General features: G+C 63.4%; 19 protein-coding genes and 1 pseudogene. 6 read left to right on the plus strand and 14 right to left on the minus strand.

The features are described 5' to 3' along the window. Positions 1-125: 125 nt before the first annotated feature. The 6 genes from ACN0X6_RS21670 to ACN0X6_RS21695 form a co-directional block, all read right to left on the minus strand. Positions 126-668: a hydrolase gene (locus ACN0X6_RS21670; RefSeq protein ID WP_417707140.1), complete on the minus strand. Its 543-nt coding sequence runs from the start codon at positions 666-668 to the stop codon at positions 126-128. Next, positions 668-4,105 (minus strand): SbcC/MukB-like Walker B domain-containing protein, encoded by a 3,438-nt coding sequence (locus ACN0X6_RS21675; RefSeq protein ID WP_417707141.1) that lies wholly within the window; start codon positions 4,103-4,105, stop codon positions 668-670. The genes ACN0X6_RS21670 and ACN0X6_RS21675 overlap by 1 nt, the downstream gene beginning before the upstream one ends. A 59-nt stretch (positions 4,106-4,164) precedes the next feature. After that, complete coding sequence (locus ACN0X6_RS21680; protein ID WP_417707143.1) at positions 4,165-4,530, minus strand: hypothetical protein; 366 nt, start codon at positions 4,528-4,530, stop codon at positions 4,165-4,167. A gap of 68 nt (positions 4,531-4,598) precedes the next feature. Beyond that, complete coding sequence (locus tag ACN0X6_RS21685; RefSeq protein WP_417707145.1) at positions 4,599-5,696, minus strand: diguanylate cyclase; 1,098 nt, start codon at positions 5,694-5,696, stop codon at positions 4,599-4,601. Between the two features lie 85 nt (positions 5,697-5,781). After that, positions 5,782-6,243, minus strand: a complete 462-nt coding sequence (locus ACN0X6_RS21690; RefSeq protein WP_417707147.1) for an N-methyl-D-aspartate receptor NMDAR2C subunit — start codon at positions 6,241-6,243, stop codon at positions 5,782-5,784. A gap of 395 nt (positions 6,244-6,638) precedes the next feature. Then, positions 6,639-7,268, minus strand: a complete 630-nt coding sequence (locus ACN0X6_RS21695) for a hypothetical protein (RefSeq protein WP_417707149.1) — start codon at positions 7,266-7,268, stop codon at positions 6,639-6,641. Between the two features lie 155 nt (positions 7,269-7,423). Here ACN0X6_RS21695 and ACN0X6_RS21700 point away from each other — a divergent pair. Further along, positions 7,424-7,659: pseudogene (locus ACN0X6_RS21700) on the plus strand (IS110 family transposase); the annotation flags it as partial. A gap of 84 nt (positions 7,660-7,743) precedes the next feature. Here ACN0X6_RS21700 and sbcD read toward each other — a convergent pair. Both sbcD and ACN0X6_RS21710 read right to left on the minus strand, forming a co-directional pair. Next, on the minus strand, positions 7,744-8,964 hold the full coding sequence (sbcD, locus tag ACN0X6_RS21705) for an exonuclease subunit SbcD (RefSeq protein ID WP_417707151.1): 1,221 nt from the start codon (positions 8,962-8,964) through the stop codon (positions 7,744-7,746). Continuing rightward, complete coding sequence (locus tag ACN0X6_RS21710; RefSeq protein ID WP_192984700.1) at positions 8,961-9,380, minus strand: Lrp/AsnC family transcriptional regulator; 420 nt, start codon at positions 9,378-9,380, stop codon at positions 8,961-8,963. Before ACN0X6_RS21710 ends, sbcD begins: the two co-directional genes overlap by 4 nt. Before the next feature lie 123 nt (positions 9,381-9,503). Between ACN0X6_RS21710 and yjeH the strand changes: the two genes are divergently transcribed. The 4 genes from yjeH (at position 9,504) to ACN0X6_RS21730 (ending at position 13,908) form a co-directional block, all read left to right on the plus strand. Next, positions 9,504-10,757 (plus strand): L-methionine/branched-chain amino acid transporter, encoded by a 1,254-nt coding sequence (gene yjeH, locus ACN0X6_RS21715; protein WP_417707153.1) that lies wholly within the window; start codon positions 9,504-9,506, stop codon positions 10,755-10,757. Positions 10,758-10,883: 126 nt separating this feature from the next. Next, complete coding sequence (locus ACN0X6_RS21720; RefSeq protein WP_417707155.1) at positions 10,884-12,209, plus strand: TAXI family TRAP transporter solute-binding subunit; 1,326 nt, start codon at positions 10,884-10,886, stop codon at positions 12,207-12,209. A gap of 125 nt (positions 12,210-12,334) precedes the next feature. Further along, positions 12,335-13,342 (plus strand): nucleoid-associated protein YejK, encoded by a 1,008-nt coding sequence (gene yejK, locus ACN0X6_RS21725; RefSeq protein WP_417707157.1) that lies wholly within the window; start codon positions 12,335-12,337, stop codon positions 13,340-13,342. Between the two features lie 245 nt (positions 13,343-13,587). Further along, positions 13,588-13,908 (plus strand): glutaredoxin family protein, encoded by a 321-nt coding sequence (locus ACN0X6_RS21730; RefSeq protein ID WP_417707159.1) that lies wholly within the window; start codon positions 13,588-13,590, stop codon positions 13,906-13,908. Between the two features lie 18 nt (positions 13,909-13,926). Here ACN0X6_RS21730 and ACN0X6_RS21735 read toward each other — a convergent pair whose 3' ends face one another. The 4 genes from ACN0X6_RS21735 to ACN0X6_RS21750 form a co-directional block, all read right to left on the minus strand. After that, positions 13,927-14,862, minus strand: coding sequence for a glutathione S-transferase family protein (locus ACN0X6_RS21735; RefSeq protein ID WP_417707161.1), 936 nt, complete (start codon positions 14,860-14,862; stop codon positions 13,927-13,929). Positions 14,863-14,926: 64 nt separating this feature from the next. Continuing rightward, the gene (locus ACN0X6_RS21740) at positions 14,927-15,208 is read right to left on the minus strand and encodes a GIY-YIG nuclease family protein (RefSeq protein ID WP_307321480.1); all 282 of its coding nucleotides are present in this window, start codon (positions 15,206-15,208) and stop codon (positions 14,927-14,929) included. Next, the gene (gene pcsA / locus ACN0X6_RS21745; protein ID WP_160019855.1) at positions 15,205-15,924 is read right to left on the minus strand and encodes a phosphatidylcholine synthase; all 720 of its coding nucleotides are present in this window, start codon (positions 15,922-15,924) and stop codon (positions 15,205-15,207) included. Before pcsA ends, ACN0X6_RS21740 begins: the two co-directional genes overlap by 4 nt. A gap of 99 nt (positions 15,925-16,023) precedes the next feature. Continuing rightward, positions 16,024-16,494 carry a nuclear transport factor 2 family protein gene (locus tag ACN0X6_RS21750; RefSeq protein ID WP_417707164.1) on the minus strand — a complete coding sequence of 157 codons (471 nt, stop codon included), beginning with the start codon at positions 16,492-16,494 and terminating at the stop codon, positions 16,024-16,026. 186 nt (positions 16,495-16,680) lie between these two features. On the opposite strand from ACN0X6_RS21750, the gene ACN0X6_RS21755 reads away from it, so the two are divergent. After that, positions 16,681-17,643, plus strand: a complete 963-nt coding sequence (locus ACN0X6_RS21755; protein WP_417707166.1) for a GlxA family transcriptional regulator — start codon at positions 16,681-16,683, stop codon at positions 17,641-17,643. 136 nt (positions 17,644-17,779) lie between these two features. Here the strand turns inward: ACN0X6_RS21755 and ACN0X6_RS21760 are convergent, their stop codons facing one another. Beyond that, positions 17,780-18,541 (minus strand): amino acid ABC transporter ATP-binding protein, encoded by a 762-nt coding sequence (locus ACN0X6_RS21760; RefSeq protein ID WP_192984682.1) that lies wholly within the window; start codon positions 18,539-18,541, stop codon positions 17,780-17,782. Between the two features lie 156 nt (positions 18,542-18,697). Further along, positions 18,698-19,795: an amino acid ABC transporter permease gene (locus tag ACN0X6_RS21765; protein WP_417707168.1), complete on the minus strand. Its 1,098-nt coding sequence runs from the start codon at positions 19,793-19,795 to the stop codon at positions 18,698-18,700. Positions 19,796-19,800: the final 5 nt, after the last annotated feature.

The following is a 19,800-nucleotide window of genomic DNA, read 5'->3' on the forward strand; positions in this document are numbered from 1 at the left end:
GTCCCTCCGCCTCGGCACTCTTTTGGCTTACCTCTTCCACTTTAGAGTGCCTGACGAACATACAAGCCCGGATGCAACCCGGGGCAGCGGTACCTGATATTCCCGGATTGCATCCGGGCTACGTATCAGCGAATGAAACTGCGACTGATCTCGCGAAACAGCTCGGTACCGGCCCGCTCCAGCCACTCGAAGGCGACCATCTCACGCGAGACGATCACCGCCCCGGCACGCTCCATGCGTGCCAGGCCCAGCGCCTTGTCACGTGGCCGACGCGAACCCACGGCCTCGTCGACCACGAACACTTCACGTCCGGCCGCCAGCAGTCCGAGCACCGTCTGCAGCACGCAGACATGCGTTTCCGTGCCACAGACGATGAACTGCTGACGCTCACCGCCCGGCAAGTCGAACAGCCCCGCTCCTGCGGTCGCCGAGAAATGAATCTTCTCCCGCAACCCCTCGCCCGGCAGCAGCTCATGCAGGCCCGCCTCGGTATAGCCCAGGCCCTTGGGATACTGCTCGGTCGCGATCACCGGCACGTGCAGGCGCTGCGCCACACGCACCAGCCACGAGGCCTGTTCGATCACCGCCGCGCCGCCATCGATGGCCGGCAGCAGTCGCTCCTGCAGGTCGATGACCAACAGGGTGGAATCCTTCGCTCGCATCAGCATCACTGCGCTCCTTCCTTCACCGCAAAACGCGCGTCGAGCCGGCTGTAGCCCAGGCCGACGCCCTTGTGCACCCGCAGCTGCACGGGAATACGTTCCTTCATCGCCTCGACATGGCTGATCACACCGATGGTCTTGCCGCTGGCGTTGAGGTTGTCCAGCGCATCCAGCGCCACCTCCAGCGTCTCGCCGTCGAGGGTGCCGAAGCCTTCATCGAGAAACAGCGAGTCGATGCTGGTCTTGTGGCTGACCAGGTCGGACAGCGCCAGCGCCAGCGCCAGACTGACCAGAAAGCTTTCGCCACCGGACAGCGTGCGACAGTCACGCGCCACATCGGCCTGCCAGGTGTCGCACACCTCCAGCTCCAGCTCGCCGCTGCCCTTGCGCGCCAACTGGTAACGCCCGTGCAGCCGCGTCAGTTGGCGGTTGGCCAGGTGGATCAGGTGGTCGAGGGTCAGGCCCTGGGCGAACTTGCGAAACTTGGCGCCGTCGGCCGAGCCAATCAGGCCGTTGAGTTGTTGCCAGAGGGCGTGCTCACCCTCCTGCGCGTCGATCTCGGCGAACAGCGCCTGCTGGCTGCTGCGTCGTGCATCGTCGGCCTGCAACTGCGCGCGCAACTCGCCCTGGCGCTCGCTCAGTGCACGCAATTCGCTCTGCAGTAGCTGCAACTGCTCGTCCAGCTCGCCAAGCGCCAGCTCGGTCTGCGGCGTGGCGGCGAGCTGCTGCAACTGCGCGTCGGCGGCAGCCAACAGCGTCGAAGCCTCGGTCAGGGCGCGCTCCACAGCGGCCTGCAACGCCAGCAGACGCGTTCGCTCATCCTCCTCCAGCAGCGCGGCGAGAAACGCGGCAAGATCGCTGAAAGGACTGGCCGTCAGTGCCTGCAGCCAATGCTGCTCGGCCTCGCTCGAGCGTTGCTGCAGTTGCTGCAGCACTGTCCGCTGACTCTGCTCGCGACCGCGCAAGGCATCACTTTCACGCTGGGCACTGGCAAGGCCATTGACGGCCTCATTCAACGCCACTTGCGGCTGTGCTGATGGCTCGGGTTCAGTCAGCGTCAGCGCACCTTCGCTTTGCCAGCGCTGTTGCCAGTGCTCGGCCTGTGCCTCTGCTTCAGCGAGTACGCGCTGCGCCTCACGCTGCTGCTCCTGCAACTGCTGGTCCTGAGCCTGGGCCTGCTGCCAGTCGCGCCAGGTACTTTCCTGTTCGGCCAACCAGGCAACGGCGTCCGCCGGCAACTCCGTGGCAAAGCCTGCAAGGCTGCTCAGCAGCGTCTGCTGGTGGTGCTGCAACTCCTGCTGCAGATGCTGCAGGCGCTCGCCCTGCTCGGTTTGTCGCGCCTGCAGGTTCTCCTCATCACGCGCCAGTAGCGCCTGGCGCTGCTGCGCATCGGCCACGGCATGCTCGGCCACCTCACGGTCACTACGCGCCTGCGCCAGTTGCGCCTGCCCAGCCTCGACCGAGGCGAGTCGCGCCTGCAGATGCGTCAGACTCTGCTCATGCTGGCGCTGCCATTCGCGCAAATCGGCACCGTCAGTAACCTGCAGGGCCTGCTCGCTCAGTTGCTGCTGCCACTGCACGTCCTGCTGAACGGCCTGCTGATTCGCCTGCTGCAGTTGCTGCTGCATCTGAGCGATCTGCGTCGCCAGGCGGGTCAGTTCGTCACGCAGGGTGCCGCCCTGGCTTTCCAGTTGCGCCAGTTCGCTGCGGCACTGCTCCAGCGCCTGGCGCGTGGCGGAGACGTTGAGCGCCTGGTACTGACTGACCGCCGGATGCTCGTGCGAACCACACAACGGGCAGGCTTCGCCGGGCTGCAGCTGGGCGCGGTAGGCTTCCAGATCCTGAATGCGCTGCTCCTGCTCCAGCAGCTTTTCCTTGTCGGCCTGCTGTTGCTTGAGCGCCTTGTAACGCTCGCGCAGGCCGGTGATTTCATCGTTCTTGCTGGCGTGCTGTACCTGCAACCGAGCCAGATGCGGGGTCAGCTCGGCGATCTGGGCGGCCGTTTGCTCACGGACCTGCGCCAGTTGCTCCAGGCGATCCAACGCGCGCCCCTGCACTTGCAACTGCTGCCAACGCTGACGCAGCCCAGCCTCGTCGCCCTCGCCGAGCAATGCCTGCAGTTCGCTCTGCTGCCCGGCTTCACTGGCGCGCGCTGCCTCCAGGCGCTTCAGCGCGTCGGCCTGCTGCGCACCGAGCTGCTCACGCTGGCGCTGCAAGACGGCGAGCTGTTCATGCGCCTGCGCCACGCGTGCGTACAACGCCTGTTGCTCCTTGAGCAGTTGTCCGCGCTGGTCGAACTGCGCGCGCCAGCCGCCAAGCAACTCGCCCAGACGTTCCTGCTGCGGCGCACTGCTCAGACGTGCACGCAGGGTTTCGCGTTGTTTGACCAGCCCCTGCAGCTGCGCCTGACGCAGGCTCAGGCATTGCTGGGCATAGCGGCTGGCCAGCCAGAGTTGCTGCTGCTCGCGTTCACTGCTGTGGCGTTGCTGCTGGTGCAGGTCATCCAGCGCCTGCTGCGCCTGTTGCCTGTCCAGCTGTACTTGTTGCCAGGCCAGGTACAGCGGCTGCAATCGCGCGGCCGGCTCACTGGCGGCCAGACGCTGCAGTTCACCGGCCGCATCCTGACGCGCCTGCTGGGCCCGCTCCAGCCCCGATCGAGCCTGCTCCCGCTGCTGTTCGGCCTGCTGCAGCGCTTCACGCCAGCGACGCTGGGCCTGCAACGCTTGCTGCCGGGCCAACAGCGGGGCCTCGTCCTGACTAAGGCGCTGATGCTCGGCCTGCAGTTCGGCGCGCTGCGCCTCGTCGAGCAACTCCATGCCCTGTGCGCGGCTTTTCAGCAGATTGAGCGCCTGTTCGGCGGCTTTGGTGCGCTCGTAGACCTGCTGGGAAATCTGCCCGTACACCTCGGTGCCGGTCAGCTCCTCCAGCAGCTCCGCGCGCTGGTTGGCATTGGCCTCGAGAAACGCCGCGAAGCCGCCCTGGGCCAGCAGCATGGACTTGGTGAAGCGCTCGAAATCCAGGCCGGTCAGCTCGGCAGTCAGGCTTTCCTTTTCGCGAATCTTGTCGGTGAGGATTTCGCCATCGGCGATACGCGCCAGCTCCACCTTGGGCGCCTGCAGCGCGCCGTCCACCTTGTCGCGCGCGCGGCGCTGGCTCCAGAAGGCGCGGTAGCCCTGCCCCTTGACCTCGAACTCGACCTCGGCCAGGCAGTCGGCGGTGTGCCGCGTCATCAGTTCGTTGCCACTGGCCGACAGCGTGCTCATGCGCGGCGTGCGGTGATACAGGGCCAGACAGATGGCGTCGAGCAGCGTGGTCTTGCCCGCGCCGGTCGGCCCGGTAATGGCGAACAGGCCGCTACCGGCGAAAGGCTCGGCGGCGAAATCGATCTTCCACTCGCCCTTGAGGGAGTTGAGGTTCTTGAGGCGCAGGCTGAGGATTTTCATGCACAGGTCGTAAGCCGTTGGAGGCGGTCATTCTGGCATATCCGCCCCCACGTAAAGACTCAATCGCGGCAATAACCCTCACCGCTGCGCACGGTCAGGCAGTTCTGTTTATCCAGCAGCCATTTCATGCCGGTGGCTTCGCCGTCGGTGGCGCTGATGCTCTCCACCACGCCATCGCGCACGAAGACGATCTTCGCCCCCTGCGCACGGCCGACGAAGCGGCGCGGGCCGTCGAGGTTGGCGATGGTCAGACGGTAGTCGGCCGGCGTGCCACTGATAGCCAGGTAGGTACCCTCGGGTCCGTTCCAGCGCCCCAGCCATTGCTCGGTCACCCTGGCGTCCTGCTCGCCGGACGACCTGGCGCAGCCAGTCAGCAACAGAGAAACGGCCGCAGCCGCGAAAAGAAAGTGCGCAGTTCTGTGCATGACGCTCTCCACAGGAAGGGTTAGCCGTTTCGACCAGAACCGCACATCAGCGGTTCAGGCCCAGGCGCTCACAGTATTTCGATACGGTCGCGGCCATTGGCCTTGGCACGGTACATCGCCTGGTCCGCCCGCTCCATCAGGCAGTCCAGGCTTTCGCCAGGGCGATACTCGGCAATGCCGAAACTGGCGCTCTTGCGTTGCACCCGCTCGAACGAAAACCCGCTGATACGCTTCTGCAGGGCCTGCACAGCCTGCTCTGCATGAGCCGCATCGGTCTCCGGCAGGATGATGAGAAACTCCTCGCCGCCAAGCCGCCCGACCTTGTCCACGACTCGCACGCCATCGCGCAGCAGCCCGGCGAACTGGCGCAGCACGCTGTCCCCCACCGCATGGCCATGAGTATCGTTGACGCTCTTGAAGTGATCGATATCGATCAGCACCACCGAAAACGGCGTGCCGTAACGATTGGTCCGCGCCACCTCCTCGATCAGAAAACGCAGGGTACGCGAACGATTCCACAGCCCGGTCAGGCTGTCGACACTGGCGCTCAGGGCCAGGCTGTCCTGATGCAGGAACATGTGTTTGTGCGCCTTTTCCAGAACAAAGGCGCTGAGCAGGCCGAAGGAGAACGAAGCGAGAATCCAGATCAGGTGCAGGCGCTGCATGCCGGGCGTCAGCGAGTGCTCGAGCGTGACCAGCAAAATCGCCGCCAGAGAGAACAACGCGGTAGCCATGGCACGCCTGAGCGTCAGCCCGGAGATGGCGAATGTCCACATCAGGTTGAGATAGATCTCCGGCGCGTAAAAGGCGAAACGCGGTGAGCCGAAATTGAAGTAGAGGTTGGACAGCACCGAGATGATGGGCGCGAGTGACAGCAACCCCAGCATCAACGGCTGCCGCCTTGGTTGAAAACTCAGCAGCCCGATAGCCAGCAACGCTGCCGGCACCAGCAACGCATGCACGATGAAGCGCGCGAGAGGCTGATCGGTTTCGACGTTCTGCTCGATGGCGGCATAGATCAGATACAGCGCCATGGTCAGAAAAGCCACATAGCGAATCTGCGGAATCTTCGCCTGCAGATACCAGCACGCAAACGCCTGTCGAGTCGCCTCCGGCACTCCATGCAAAGGGTCAAGCGCACGCAGCAAGGTATTGAACAACGGCACTTTCGCTCCCCTGTCGAATGGCCACTATTCACAGCATAGAACGCTTGTTGCGTCGAATGCGATGCAGGCTTCGCTCAATCGCCTGTCAAAGCACGCCCGCCAGATTGATCCGAGCCTGTGCCTCGTAGCGCGTCCTGAAATGATCCGTGTTGTAAATCATCGAGCGCGCCAGAAATGACTTCAGAACGCTGCGCCGCTTGATGCGGTACACAAGGCCCGGCACCCAGGCGTACTCGGCACGCACCTGGGCGTCGTACTCGGCGAAACGCTCCGGCGTGGCGCCGAGAATGGCCAGGTCGATATCCACCAGCAACTGCTCATCCGGCTCACCCGGCGTCGCGTCATGCCGGGTGACCATGATCAGTCGTTCGACCCGCGCCAACGTCGCCTGGCTGGCCTGACAGCTCGCAAGCACCCGGATGGCCCAATCCGCGCTCTGGCGCTCGTTGTTCTTGCCGCGCACGTCGTAGATGGCGTCATGGAACCAGAGCGCAATGGCCACCTCACCCGGCTGCTGCGCCAGGTGGCGCGCTTGAGCAAAAAGCATCAGGCATTCGCGCAGGTGTTGCAGCGAGTGATAGTGCCGCTGCGGTTCCTCGTAGGCACGAACGAGCTGCTCGAACAGGCCTGACGGCGGCTACAGGCCCAGGTCTGACCAGGCGCTGGCCCAAGATGATGGGAGAAGAGTCATTTAGGGTATCGATAGCGGTTGGTTAAGGGACGGGCTTCAGCCCGTCCCAGTGAACGGAGGGAACGGTCTGAACCAATGCCTGGAAGCCAATTGCGCGACTAACGACCGATAGCCGGCCTCGCTGCGCGAACTACAGAATGGCCAGGGCACAAGAGCCCAAAACAGGCCGGGTATACGAATGTAACCGCGCTGACGACAGGTGCAAAGAAAAGCTGTGCTCGCTACGTGCGGGGAGAGTCCATATACACTTGTTAGGCTTCACTCGATTTGCCAGGGCGGTTTGTAAAAGAACTCAATCGAGAGAATACTTCTTCTAGCGCAGACTGGATTCTTGCATCTGCAATATCACCGCTTTTTGATATCAAGTATGCGACTTTAAAAAACATATATTTTCTAATTGTAATGCAATAAAAATCACCATCTTCTTTGAGGCAACAAATTTTTCTCCATTTCATGGTGACGAACTTACCGCTCGGCATAGCTAGCCGCAGAGCCTCAGGTGTAACAACTGCCTTGTAATTACCTTCCATGGCAGCAAGTCTGCGCGCGGTTAGTGTTTCCACAGAGTAATTCAGAGCGTTCGTTTTGTCTGAAAACTTACTGACTCGAGATTCTACTTTCGCTTTTATTAAGCTTTTCCAGGCGGACAGATAGAGAACGGCGCAGATTGCTATTGCAAGATAGGCTTCCAAGGTTTTGTCTTCCCAGATTGAGCAGTAAATTATTGCTGGCGATAACAGTGGAAGCCAAAAAAACAGTGTACGCATTATGAATGCATGTAGCCGCAGAGCTAACGTTGCGTTTTTCGCGACTCGCTCTGAATTAACTCTCTTTGCCAATATTTTTAACTGGTCCGAGGTTATTGAGAATTCCAGTTCCATGACTTCCTTGTTTTTAGCTAAGGCCTGACGTTTGGTTAAGGGGCGAGTTTTAGCCACCCAGTGAGCGAAGCGAACGATTTGAATGCTGTAATGGACTCTCCCCGCGCCACGGTTCCCTACCAAGGCGTTGAGGCTTGAAGAATGGGAGAGCTGCCATGAAACGAATTGCAGTTGATCTGGCCAAGTCCGTTTACCAGGTTGCCGAGAGTGTCCGTTCCGGCCAGGTGGTGCAGCGCAAGCGGCTGAACCGAGAGGCGTTCTGGCGATATATACAGGAGCAGGCCGAGCCGGTCGAGTGGGTGCTGGAGGCCTGTGGCGCTGCGCATTACTGGAGCGCTTCACGCAATCGTTTGGTCATCGGGTGAGGCTGCTGCATCGATGGAGTCAGCCCGCTGGGTTGAGCGCAGCAGGCGCTTGGCCGGAGTGTCGCGACGGCCGTTCCCGGATTGCATCCGGGCTACGGAGGTCTGTGCCGCTAGGCCTTGGGCAGCGCTTCCAGCACCTGCCGGTACAAACCCTGCAAACGCTGGGCATCCCCTTCTTCCAATGTCTCTTGCTGCAAGCGTCGGGCGAATACGTCCTCCACGCTCAGTTCATCCAGCGTTTCCCGCGCTTCGCTGGCCAGGCTGGCACTGGCGTTGCCGCGTTCACGGCGGATGCGCAGCACTTCCACCGGCAGCCCCTCACAGAGTGCATTGATCCGGCTTTGCAGGTCGCTCAGGTAGTCGTCGGTGCTCACGTGCACCTCCAGCCATACGGGCCGCTCGGGCGTGCCCTGAGCAGCGGCCTCGGCGATGGCGCCTGCCAGCTCCTTGAGCGAGCCGCGCAGGCTGGCCATGGGCTGGAACACCGGCACGGGCAGCGGTGTGATCGATTGCAACGTGGCAGCGCCGAACTCCAGCAGCAGGACTTCCTTCTGCTGACGCGCCTCGTCGAAGGACAACGCAATCGGTGAGCCGCTGTAGCGGATGTGCTCCAGCCCGCCGACCTTCTGCGGGCGGTGGATATGGCCAAGGGCGATGTAGTCCGCCGGTGGGAAGGCACTGGTGGGGAAGGCCTCCAGACTGCCGACGTAGATCTCGCGCACCGACTCGCTGGCGCTGGCACCAACCGTGGTCAGGTGACCGGTGGCGACGATCGGCAGCGCCTGGCCCAGCTCGTCACGCGTGCTCGACGCCAGCTCGTATAGCGCCCGGTAATGCTCGGCGATGGCTTGCTGCAGCGACTGCTGCTTGTCCTGCGCGCTCTGCCCCGCCTGGCTGGCCAGCACGTCGCGCGGGCGAATGAAGGGAATGGCGCAGAGAACGGCGCCCGGCTGGCCAGTACGATCATTGAGCAGCAGTACCTGTTCGGCCAGGTCGACGCCAACACCCGGCACCACCTGGGCGCCCAGTTGCGCCAGCAGGCTGCGGCTTTCCCCGAGCATGGCCGGTGAGTCGTGGTTGCCGCCAAGCACCACCAGGGCGCAGCCGGCATCGCGCAGCTCCACCACCAGCCGGTAATACTGCTCGCGGGCGTAACTGGGCGGTGCGCCGGTGTCGAACACGTCGCCGGCAATCAGCAAAACATCCACGTCATGTGCCTGCACCTGTTCCAGCAACCAGGTGCAGAAGGCCAGGTGCTCGGCCTGGCGGGTCTTGCCCATGAAGTGCTGGCCCAGGTGCCAGTCGGAGGTGTGCAGGATGCGCAGGCTCATAGCGGCCAGTCCTGCACGACGATGTGGGTCTTGACCCGCTGCATCTGCGGGAAAGCTTCGATGGCCGCGCGCACTTCGCTCAGGCGCGCCATGTTTGGCGCTTCGACCAGCACCAGCATGTCGGTCTCGCCGCTGATGCCGCTGCAATGGCGGATTTCCGGGTATTCGCGCATGCGCTCGACGTAATCCTGGCAACGAGCGTTCTGGTAGAACAGCTCGAGGAAGGCCTTGACCCCACCCTCGCCGGGCACCGCCACCTGGGCGTGATAGCCGCGAATCACCCCGCTCTCTTCCAGGTGACGAATCCGCTCACTGACCGCCGAACGTGACAGGTTGACCTCACGGGCGATCTGGCTGACGGAGGTACGCGCATCACTGCGCAGCAGGGCGAGGATCTGACGATCGAACTTGTCCACGGGGCTTCTCGGGGCGGCAATCAGGTTGACGTGGGAAACCGCCATTTCGTCGGCAAAAGGCGCCAACCTGCAATCAGGCGGCGCTCTACCATGGCGGTATCTGCAAAGGCGTGAGCATACCCCATGAGTCGATTGAACAAGGAATTGGGCCTGCTGCAGGGCATCGCCCTGCTCAGCACCTCGCTGCTCGGCACCGGCATCTTCGTGGTGCCGGCCCTGGCGGCCACGGCGGCGGGCGCAGCGTCATTATGGGCCTGGATGCTGCTGATCGTCCTGGTACTGCCAGTGGCGTTCACCTTCGCCCAGCTGGGCAAGCGCTTCCCTCATGCCGGCGGCGCGCCGCACCTGATCGGCCGCGCCTTCGGCCTGCGCATGGAAGGGGTCAGCGCCCTGCTGTTTCTCGCCGTGCTGCCGGTCGGTCTGCCGGCGGCCCTGCATATCGCCAGCGGCTTCTGGCTGGCGTTGTTCGATCTCGATCGCAGTGGCCTGTTGCTCATCGAACTGGCCACGCTGGGCGCCATTCTCCTGCTTGGCCAGCGTCCACCGAAAGCATCGGGCATGCTGCAGGGGCTGATCGCCGTGGCCATCGTCACCAGCGTGGCGCTGATCTGGTGGGTCGGTGACCTGCCGCGCGCCAGCCAGCCACTGCTGCCGCCGATGGAGGGCCAATGGCACCTGCTGCCAACGGCGCTGGGGGTGATGTTCTGGTGCTTCGTCGGTATCGAGGCGTTCACCCATCTGGGCGAGGAGTTCAAACACCCGGAGCGCGACTTCCCCCTGGCGCTGCTGCTCGGCGTACTGCTGGCGGGCCTGGTGTACTGGGCCTGCTCGGTGGCGGTGCTGAGCTTTGCCACCTACGGCGACGTACACAGCGACACCACCGCCCTGCCCCGTCTGTTCGAGCAACTGCTGGGCGAGCAGGCGCGCGTGCTGGTGGCAGTGCTCGGTTACCTGGCCTGCTTCGCCTCGATGAACGTGTACATCCAGGGCTTCGCCCGGCTTATCTGGAGCCTGGCCGATGAAGGCCGCCTGCCTGCCAGACTGGCCGTGCGCAACCGCCAGGGCGTACCCGGCAGAGCCTTGCTGCTGGTGGTGATCTGTTGTGCGCTGTGCGCCATGCTCTCGGCCACCTTGAACCTGTCGGTAGATGATTTGATCCGCTATGCCAACGGCAACTTCGTGTTGATCTACCTGCTCAGCATGGCCGCCGGCTGGGTGCTGCTCAGTGGCATCTGGCGCCTGCTGGCCGGACTCAGCGGGCTGCTCTGTGCAGCGCTGCTGGTGATGCTCGGCAGCGATGCGCTGTATGCCGCAGGGCTGCTTGCCGCCCTGCTGCTGCTCAGTCATCTGCGGGCAAGACATAAAGCGCTGGCGTAGGGTGGAGCACGCCTCACCGATCCACCGCAAGCCTGGTGGTGGATGAAAGAGCGTCATCCACCCAACAGGTGACCGTGAGGCGCATAGGGTTCTATCCTTACCCTGATTTCGCCGAAAGGAAGCCCCATGCGCCGCGTACTCAACGACCTGAAAATCATGATCCTGGCCAACCTGTGGATCGTCCCGGTGGTGGCCGGCCTGGTCTGGGCACTGTTCCAGTTCGTCGCGCCGCCACCGCCGATGAGCGCCAGCATGGCCACCGGCGCTCAAGGCGGTGCCTACCAGCAGTTCGCCGAACGCCTGAAGGAAGAACTGGCCAAGGAAGGGTTCGAGCTGAATCTGGTGCCGACCTCCGGCTCGCGCGACAACCTGCAGCGTCTGCTGGCCGAGGACCCGGAAGTGGAGATCGCCCTGGTGCAGAGCGGCCTGGAGCGCCAGTTGGCACCCGAAGAACAGCGTCAGCTGGAAAGCCTGGGAGCGATCTATCAGGAGCCCCTGTGGCTGTTCTATCGCCGTGACGTGGCGCTGGATCGCATTGCCGACCTGCTGCCACTGCGCCTCGGTCTGGGCGGCGAAGGCAGCGGCACCCGTGCCGCCAGCGATGCCATCCTCGGCGCCAATGCCATCGGGCCCGAACACTATCCCGCAAGCTGGCAGAGCATCGGGGGTGGCAAGGCCGCCCGCGCGCTGATGGCCGGCGAACTGGATGCCGCATTCTTCGTTGGCCCGGCAGAAAACGCCCTGGTGCAACAACTGGCGGCCAACCCGGACATCGCCCTGGCGCACTTTCGTCGCGCCGCCGCCTACGCCGCGCGCTTGCCGTTCTTCAATCAGGTGACCGTCGGCGAAGGCCTGCTCGATCTGGCCAGCAATGCACCTGATCGCGACATCGTCACCCTCGCTCCGGTCGCCACCCTGGTGGTCAATGACGACTTCAACCCCGGCCTGGTGCCGCTTTTTCTCGAGGCCAGTCGTGAAGTGATGCGCGGCGGCAACCTGCTCGACGCCGCCGGCACCTTTCCCAGCGCCGAGCCTCGCACCTTCGAGCTGCACAAGGATGCAGGGCATTACTACGACAAGGGCCTGCCGATCCTGCAGCGTTACCTGCCGTTTCGTATCGCCTCGCTGGCCGACCGCTACATCATCCTGCTGATCCCCTTGATCGTGGTGATGATCCCGCTGTTCAAGGCCGTCGGACCGATCTACCAGTGGCGCATCCGTGCGCGCATCTACCGCTGGTACAAGCACCTGCGCGAAGTCGACCGCAAGCTGCACGCCGGCTCCCTGCCCGACGAGCTGGGCAGCGAGATCGAACGCCTGGAGCAGATGGAAGACGAGCTGGCAGCCGTGGAGGTACCCCTGTCGTACTCCAACGAGTTGTACGAACTGCACATGCACGTGCGCTACGTGATCGAGCGGCTGCGCGTGCTGCAGCAGCGACGGCATCCGTAGGGTGGATCACGCTTCATCGATCCACCACAGCGGTGGATGTAAACAGCGACATCCACCCTACGCGCTACGTGATCGAGCGGCTTCGGGTAAACTGCGCCCCTGTTTCATTTGCCCACGAGACCGCCATGCCGATCCGCCACTGCATCGTCCACCTGATCGACAAGAAGCCCGACGGCAGCCCCGCCGTGCTGCACGCTCGCGACAGCGAGCTGGCCACGTCGCAAGCCATGGAGAACCTGCTGGCCGACCTCAACGAGAGCTACAACGCCAAGCAGGGCAAGGCCTGGGGTCTGTTCCACGAAGAATCCGGCGCCTACCCGTTCAGCGGCTGGCTCAAGGCCTATCTCGATGGCGAGCAGGATTTCACTGCCTTCAGCCGTCAGGCCGTCGAACACCTGCAGAAGCTGATGGAGGAATCCAACCTCTCCACCGGCGGCCACGTCCTGCTGGCTCACTACCAGCAAGGCATGACCGACTACCTGGCCATCGCCCTGCTGCACCACAGTGAAGGCGTGGCGGTGACCGACGCGCTGGACGTGACCCCGGCCAAGCACCTGGATCTCGGCCAACTGCACCTGGCCGCGCGCATCAACATCAGCGAGTGGCAGAACAACAAGCAGTCCAAGCAGTACATCTCCTTCATCAAGGGCAAGAACGGCAAGAAGGTCTCGGACTACTTCCGCGACTTCATCGGCTGCCAGGAGGGCGTCGACGGCCCGGGCGAGACTCGCACCCTGCTCAAGGCCTTCAGCGATTACGTGGAAAGCGAGGATCTGCCCGAAGAGCAGGCCCGCGAGAAGACCAAGACCCTGGTCGGCTACGCCACCGGCCAGGCCAAGATGGGTGAGCCGATCACTCTGGAAGAACTGTCCGGTCTGATCGACGAAGAGCGCCCCAAGGCCTTCTATGAGCACATCCGCAACAAGGACTACGGCATGGCGCCGGAATTTCCGGCGGACAAACGTACCCTGAGCCAGTTCCAGCGCTTTACCGGCCGTGCCGAGGGGCTGTCGATCAGTTTCGAGGCGCACCTGCTGGGCTCGAAGGTCGAGTATGACGAAGGCCGCGACATGCTGATCATTCGCCAGTTGCCGACACAGCTGAAAGACCAGCTCAAGCGTCGCCAGGATTGATGCATTTGTAGGGTGGGCCGGGCGGCGATCCGCTCTAGTTTTGTAGGGTGGGCTTCAGCCCACCAAGGAACTAGTCCATGTGGGCGCCCGGCCTACCTTACAAGGCCAGGATCGTTTTGGTGGGCTGAAGCGGATCGCCGCCCGGCCCACCCTACGCCCGCCTACGAGCCACAGGTTGATATGGCAGCATGGCCCGGCGCGGTTTACGCTGGCAGGACCGCGCCATCACACAAGGATGCGAAACCATGAAGACGATTCTGCTGATGCTCGCCGCCCTGGCCCTGTGGCAGAACTGGGACAAGATCGAGCGCTGGATCGACCCGCCCCAGGCGGGTAACGCCAGCGGCGAGGTGGTGCTCTACGCCACGCAATGGTGCGGCTACTGCGCCAAGACACGCGAGCTGTTCGCCGAAGACGGCATCGCCTATCGCGAAGTGGATATAGAAAAGGACAGCAGCGGCCGCGCCCAGTACCAGGCACTTGGCGGTCGCGGCGTGCCGGTGATCGACCTGCGTGGGCAGGTCATCCACGGCTACGACGTGCGCGCCATTCGCGCCGCCTACTGACAGGCGGCGCGAGAGGCCTCAGCGCGCCTCGATACGAAAGCCCAAACGCGGGAAGTGCACGTGCACGATGCCGGCACGCTCGTCCTCGCGACGCAGGATCAGCTCGTCGCGCCCGGCATGCAGCAACTCGCCCTGCACCGGGTCGACACCATAGTCCACTGCAGCGATGCTCACCGCCTGGCCAGCTTTGAAGCCATTGGGCTCGACAAAATCCTCTTCCGGCAGCGCTGCCGGAGTCGCCTCACGCGCCACCGCGATCGCCTGTTCGCTGCTCATCTCGCTCAACGAGCCATGGCCGAAGCCGAGCACACGACCAAGCCAGGCAGCGACCTCCGGGTAATCGTCGATCAACGGCGAGGTGACCGGCGTGCCACGCAGGAACCACAGGCAATGGGCCACGGAAAAATCGGCGAGCGACGGCTCACCGAAGAGGAAATCGCCCTGCTCGCGCTGCAACTGGCGTTGCAATGCGCCCATCAGTGCCGGCCAATTGTGCTTGGCCTGCTCCAGTGGCAGACGGCTCGCCGTGCCACCGGAAAACAGCGCACCACGGTCGGCTGCAAAGGCCTTGGCGAACTCCGGCGGCACCTTGGCGAAGCGCAGCGCCATCGACTCCGGCTGGAACACCAGCGCCACGGCATGCTGGAACAACACCGAGTCGGCCCACTGCGCCAGCAGGCTGACATTGAACTCCTGACCTTCGGGCAACAACGCGGGAGTGGCCTTCTCGGCTTCCAGGCGGCGAGCGATCAGCGCGGTATCGCAGTAGATATCGGCGCCAACCTGCAGCACCGGGGTCTTGCGGTAGCCGCCGGTCAGCGCGGTGAGATCGGGCTTGGGCATCAGTGGCGGGATCATCACCGACCGCCAGGACAGTTGCTTGAAGCCCAGCATCAGGCGGGCCTTCTCGGCGAACGGCGAGGTCGGGTAGTGATGAAGGATCAACTCATGCATGGCGCGCTCCGCGTCGGATCGAAAGCCTTCAGCTTACCCGTGCAGCACGCGCACGCACACCGTCTCAGGCTGATGAACCGCCATCAACGGCCAGAATGAGCGCTTCTTTGGCGCTTTTGCTCAGGCGCTTGATCGCACGCTCACGGCGCAACGCATCGCCCTTGCCGGCACAGGCTTCGACGTAGGCCAGGGCCAGCGCCGGGCTGGTATGGAAGAACCGGGCGCCCTTGCCGCTCTGGTGCTGGGCGAAACGCCGCTGCGGGTCATCGCTGATGCCGCAATACAGCGCGCCATTGGCGGCGCGCACCAGATAGACGAACCAGGCCTTTTCGACGACTGCATTCATCCGCGAGCGGGAAACCACTCACGCGCCGAGCGCCACAGGCACATGCCGACGAAGTAGGCCGAAGCCAACCACCAGAGGGCCAGCAGCCAGAACTGATTGACCGGGTACTGCAGGATCAGCAGCGCGCTGGAGAGCATCCAGACGAAGGTCACCAGGATGTTCAGCGGCATGAACTGGCGCACGCGGAACGGGTGTAGGAACTTCATCTTGGTCAGGGTCAGGCCGGCCAACAGGACGATCACGCCCAGGGTGATCCAGGGATGCACGTCGAGGATGAAGAAATACAGCACCACCACGTTCCACGCCGCCGGGAAGCCGACGAAGTAGTTGTCCTTGCTCTTCATGTTCAGGTTGCAGAAGCAGAACAGCGAGGACAGCAGAATCAGGCCCACGGCGAACAGCGGCGTGTAATCCGGCAGCGGGATGAAGCGGTAGAGAAAGATCGCGGGGATGAATACGTAGGTCAGGTAGTCGATCACCAGGTCGAGGGTCGAGCCGTCGAAATGCGGCAACACGCCCTTGACGTCATAACGGCGCGCCAGCGAGCCGTCCAGACCATCGACCAGCAGCGCCAGGCCGAGCCACAACAGGCATTGCTTGGGTTGGCCGTCGAGCACGGCCAGCAATGCCAGCAGGGCGAGGATCACGCCGCTGGCGGTAACGGCATGGACCCCCCAGGCTTTGGCCTGTTTTACGGCAACGATCAATTCGGTCACGGCAGGTCTCGATTGGCAGTGGAGGTGCGGCACCCGGTGTGCGCACTCTTTATTGAAGGCTAAGACCGGATAGCCTACCACTGCGTTCCTTCGTCCGCCTCAGCGCGTGCCGCGAAACTGCGCCAGCCCGCGTGCTGCCTGTCGACGAATGGCAGCCTGAACCGGTGGCGCCCAACCCAGCAGAAGCCCTTTGCCACCTAACGCCTGACGTGCCCAGCGCCACAGATCGAAGTGATCGCGATGCTCGACGATGAGCCCGTCGCGAAACACGAAGCGCGCCTGAATATGGTTGACCACCTGACGACCGGTGGCGCTGAAACGGTAGTGGGCGACCCAGCGCGCACTGCCGGCATGATCGTCGGCGTGCACCGCGTCGAAGGTCAGCGAGAAGTCTTCGGCGCGGCTGCACAGCATGCGCCACATATCGCCCGCCTGCGCGCCGCGCAGGTCGACGAAGACCGGGTCGGAGAAGCGCACGTCCTCGGCGTAACAGCCAGCCATGGTCGCGGCATCGAGCTTTTGGAAGGCGCTGTAGAAACGCTGGATCAACTCGGCGTTGGCGTGGCTCATGGTTCGCTCCTGCGTGCGTTATGGGTCGGGTTCACCCGCCGACGATGCGATGACATCGGTGCGCACAGCGCACCCTGCGGCGCGCGGGTGAATGCAGCCTAGTCTGGGCGCAGAAGAAGGGTGTGGCGATTGGCTATAAAGACAACTTTGTGTCAATAATCGCCAAACCCGTTCCAGGTCACCGTCATGCTGCGCATCGCCTTGTACGTCTGCCCGCAAACCATCTGTTCCAGCCTGAGCATGGCGCAGGACGCCTTCGGCCTGGCCAATCGTCTGGCCGGCGCGCCTCGTTTTCAGCTGCAGCGTTTCAGTCTCGATGGCCAACCCGTGCACCTGGAATTCGCGCAGATCCTGGTCGATGGCGGCCTTGAGTTGGCCGAGCAAGCCGACCTGCTGATCGTTCCCGCCACCGGCAGCGCCATCACCCGCACGCTGGAGAGCAACGCCAAACTGCTGCCCTGGCTGGCCCGACGCGACCAGCAACAGGTGGCCAGCCTGTGCAGCAGCGCCTTCCTGCTGGCGGCTGCCGGCCTGCTCGATGGTCGTCAGGCGACCACCCACTGGGCCCTGGCTGATGCCTTCGCCCGGCACTTTCCCCAGGTGAACCTGCGCAGCGATCTGCTGTTGACCGAGGACGGTCCGCTGTTCTGCTCCGGCGGTGCCCAGGCCGGGCTCGACCTGTGTCTGCACCTGATAGCCCTGCATGCCGGCGAATGGCTGGCGCAACAGGTCGCCAGCGCCATGGTGATCGAGCGTCAGCGCGGTACGCAGACGCGTTTCGCCCCGCTGCTACCCAGCAGCGAAGACACATCCCTTGCCCCGCTGCTGACCTGGCTGCGCGAGCATCACACCGAAGTGATCGATCTCAACCGTCTTGCGCAGCAGGCACACTGTTCGCCGCGCACCTTGTTGCGGCGCTTCAAACAGGCCACCGGGCTGACTCCGGGCAATTACCTGCAGCGCCTGCGCATCAGTCTGGCGCAGCAGGCGCTGGCCGATTCGGCGCAGTCGCTGGAGCAGGTCGCCAGCCAGGTGGGTTTTGCCGACCGCGCGACCTTCGCCAAGCGCTTCAAGCAATTGTGCGGGGAAACGCCGGGCACCTTCCGCAAGCGCATGCAGGGCAACGGAGCCGCGCCGCCGGCCCCTTAGGGCGCGCCGTGCACACCAATCTGGGACGCTGGGCATTCGAGAGGGCTACGGGTTTGCGGTGCGCACGGCGCACCCTGTCCCGTGGCCCATGAAAAAGGGAGCCCGAAGGCTCCCTGATCGATGGCGCGATGCCGGCTCAGTGCAGGATCTGGCTGAGGAACAGCTTGGTGCGCTCGTTCTGCGGGTTGGTGAAGAAGGCGTTCGGCTCGGCTTCCTCCACGATCTCGCCCTTGTCCATGAAGATCACGCGGTTGGCCACGGTGCGGGCAAACCCCATTTCGTGGGTCACGCAGAGCATGGTCATGCCGTCTTCGGCCAGGCCGATCATGGTGTCCAGAACCTCTTTGACCATCTCCGGGTCGAGGGCCGAGGTCGGCTCGTCGAACAGCATGATCTTCGGCTTCATGCACAGCGCGCGAGCAATCGCCACACGCTGTTGCTGACCGCCGGAGAGTTGCCCCGGAAACTTGTTGGCCTGCTCGGGAATTCGCACGCGCTCGAGAAAGTGCATGGCAATTTCCTCGGCCTGACGCTTGGGCATCTTGCGTACCCACATCGGCGCCAGGGTGCAGTTCTGCAGCACGGTCAGGTGCGGGAACAGGTTGAAGTGCTGGAACACCATGCCCACTTCACGGCGAATCGCTTCGATGTGCTTGAGGTCGCTGGTCAGCTCGGTGCCATCGACCAGGATGCGCCCCTGCTGGTGCTCTTCCAGGCGGTTGATGCAGCGAATGGTGGTGGACTTGCCCGAACCGGACGGGCCACACAGGACGATACGCTCGCCCGGCTGCACGCTGAGGTTGATGTCCTTGAGCACGTGGAACTGGCCGTACCACTTGTTCACACCCTGCAGCAGGATCATCGGCTCGGCGCTGGGTTGTTTGATTGCTTCACTCATAAATTCACTCCTCTCGAGGGGCTGATCCAGGATTTAGCGAGCGAGAGCCAGGCAAGGCGAAAACAGATGAGGAAGCGCAGCGTACGGTTGTACGTGAGCATTCCGAGAATGTTTTCAACGCCGCCTGGCCGACGCGCAGCAAATACTGATCAGCTCCTAACGCTTGTGGCCGGTATCCAGCTTCCGCTCCAGATGCAGCGAATAGCGGGACATGCCGAAACAGAAAATCCAGAAGACCAACGCGGCGAACACATAGCCTTCGGTGGCCATACCCAGCCATGCCGGGTCGGTGGTCGCCTGCTTGATGCTGTTGAGCAGATCGAACAGGCCGATGATGATCACCAGACTGGTGTCCTTGAACAGGGCGATGAAGACGTTGACGATGCCCGGAATCACCAGCTTCAGCGCCTGCGGCAGGATCACCAGCCCCATCATCCGCCAGTAGCCCAGGCCCATGGCCGCAGCGGCCTCGTACTGGCCTTTGGGAATGGCCTGCAGACCACCGCGCACCACTTCGGCGATGTAGGCGGACTGGAACAGGATCACCCCGATCAGCGCACGCATCAGCTTGTCGAAATGCATGCCTTCGGGCAGGAACAGCGGCAGCATCACCGAGGACATGAACAGCACGGTGATCAACGGCACTCCGCGCCAGAACTCGATGAAGGTGACGCAGATGACCTTGATCGCCGGGAGGTTGGAACGTCGTCCCAGTGCCAGCAGGATACCCAGCGGCAAGGCACCGGTGATGCCCACGGAGGCGATCACCAGGGTCAGCATCAGGCCGCCCCACTGGCTGGTGGATACCACGCTCAGGCCGAATACGCCGCCGTGCAGCAGGCACCAGGCGATCACCGGATAGATCACCAGGAAGCCCAGGCCGTAGAACGCCTTGCGCGGCATCTGCGGCACGAACAGCGGCGCCGCACCGACGATGGCCAGCCACAGTGTGGCGTCCACGCGCCAGCGCAGTTCGCTGGGGTAGAAGCCGTACATGAACTGACCGAAACGCTGCTGGATGAACACCCAGCATGCGCCTTCCTTCGTGCAGTCGGCACGGGTGCTGCCCACCCAGTTGGCATCGATGATCGCCCACTGCAGCAGCGGCGGCACCACCAGCCAGATCAGGTAGATCGCGAAGAGGGTCAACAGGCTGTTGAACCAGTTGGAAAACAGGTTGGCCTTGAGCCAGCCCACCGCACCGACGCTCATGCGTGGCGGCGGCAGGTCCGGTTTGAATGTATGAGTCTGCATGGCTG

It is taken from the genome of Pseudomonas sp. (assembly GCF_048269965.1).
Lineage (GTDB): Bacteria > Pseudomonadota > Gammaproteobacteria > Pseudomonadales > Pseudomonadaceae > Aquipseudomonas.

What these genes read in the sequence shown, in the direction of transcription:
- ACN0X6_RS21670 (WP_417707140.1), bottom strand. Translation starts at nt 668, where the DNA reads ATGCTGATGCGAGCGAAGGATTCCACCCTGTTGGTCATCGACCTGCAG.
- ACN0X6_RS21675 (WP_417707141.1), bottom strand. Translation starts at nt 4,105, where the DNA reads ATGAAAATCCTCAGCCTGCGCCTCAAGAACCTCAACTCCCTCAAGGGC.
- ACN0X6_RS21680 (WP_417707143.1), bottom strand. Translation starts at nt 4,530, where the DNA reads ATGCACAGAACTGCGCACTTTCTTTTCGCGGCTGCGGCCGTTTCTCTG.
- ACN0X6_RS21690 (WP_417707147.1), bottom strand. Translation starts at nt 6,243, where the DNA reads ATGCTTTTTGCTCAAGCGCGCCACCTGGCGCAGCAGCCGGGTGAGGTG.
- ACN0X6_RS21695 (WP_417707149.1), bottom strand. Translation starts at nt 7,268, where the DNA reads ATGGAACTGGAATTCTCAATAACCTCGGACCAGTTAAAAATATTGGCA.
- sbcD (WP_417707151.1), bottom strand. Translation starts at nt 8,964, where the DNA reads ATGAGCCTGCGCATCCTGCACACCTCCGACTGGCACCTGGGCCAGCAC.
- yjeH (WP_417707153.1), top strand. Translation starts at nt 9,504, where the DNA reads ATGAGTCGATTGAACAAGGAATTGGGCCTGCTGCAGGGCATCGCCCTG.
- ACN0X6_RS21720 (WP_417707155.1), top strand. Translation starts at nt 10,884, where the DNA reads ATGCGCCGCGTACTCAACGACCTGAAAATCATGATCCTGGCCAACCTG.
- yejK (WP_417707157.1), top strand. Translation starts at nt 12,335, where the DNA reads ATGCCGATCCGCCACTGCATCGTCCACCTGATCGACAAGAAGCCCGAC.
- ACN0X6_RS21730 (WP_417707159.1), top strand. Translation starts at nt 13,588, where the DNA reads ATGAAGACGATTCTGCTGATGCTCGCCGCCCTGGCCCTGTGGCAGAAC.
- ACN0X6_RS21735 (WP_417707161.1), bottom strand. Translation starts at nt 14,862, where the DNA reads ATGCATGAGTTGATCCTTCATCACTACCCGACCTCGCCGTTCGCCGAG.
- ACN0X6_RS21740 (WP_307321480.1), bottom strand. Translation starts at nt 15,208, where the DNA reads ATGAATGCAGTCGTCGAAAAGGCCTGGTTCGTCTATCTGGTGCGCGCC.
- ACN0X6_RS21750 (WP_417707164.1), bottom strand. Translation starts at nt 16,494, where the DNA reads ATGAGCCACGCCAACGCCGAGTTGATCCAGCGTTTCTACAGCGCCTTC.
- ACN0X6_RS21755 (WP_417707166.1), top strand. Translation starts at nt 16,681, where the DNA reads ATGCTGCGCATCGCCTTGTACGTCTGCCCGCAAACCATCTGTTCCAGC.
- ACN0X6_RS21760 (WP_192984682.1), bottom strand. Translation starts at nt 18,541, where the DNA reads ATGAGTGAAGCAATCAAACAACCCAGCGCCGAGCCGATGATCCTGCTG.
- ACN0X6_RS21765 (WP_417707168.1), bottom strand. Translation starts at nt 19,795, where the DNA reads ATGCAGACTCATACATTCAAACCGGACCTGCCGCCGCCACGCATGAGC.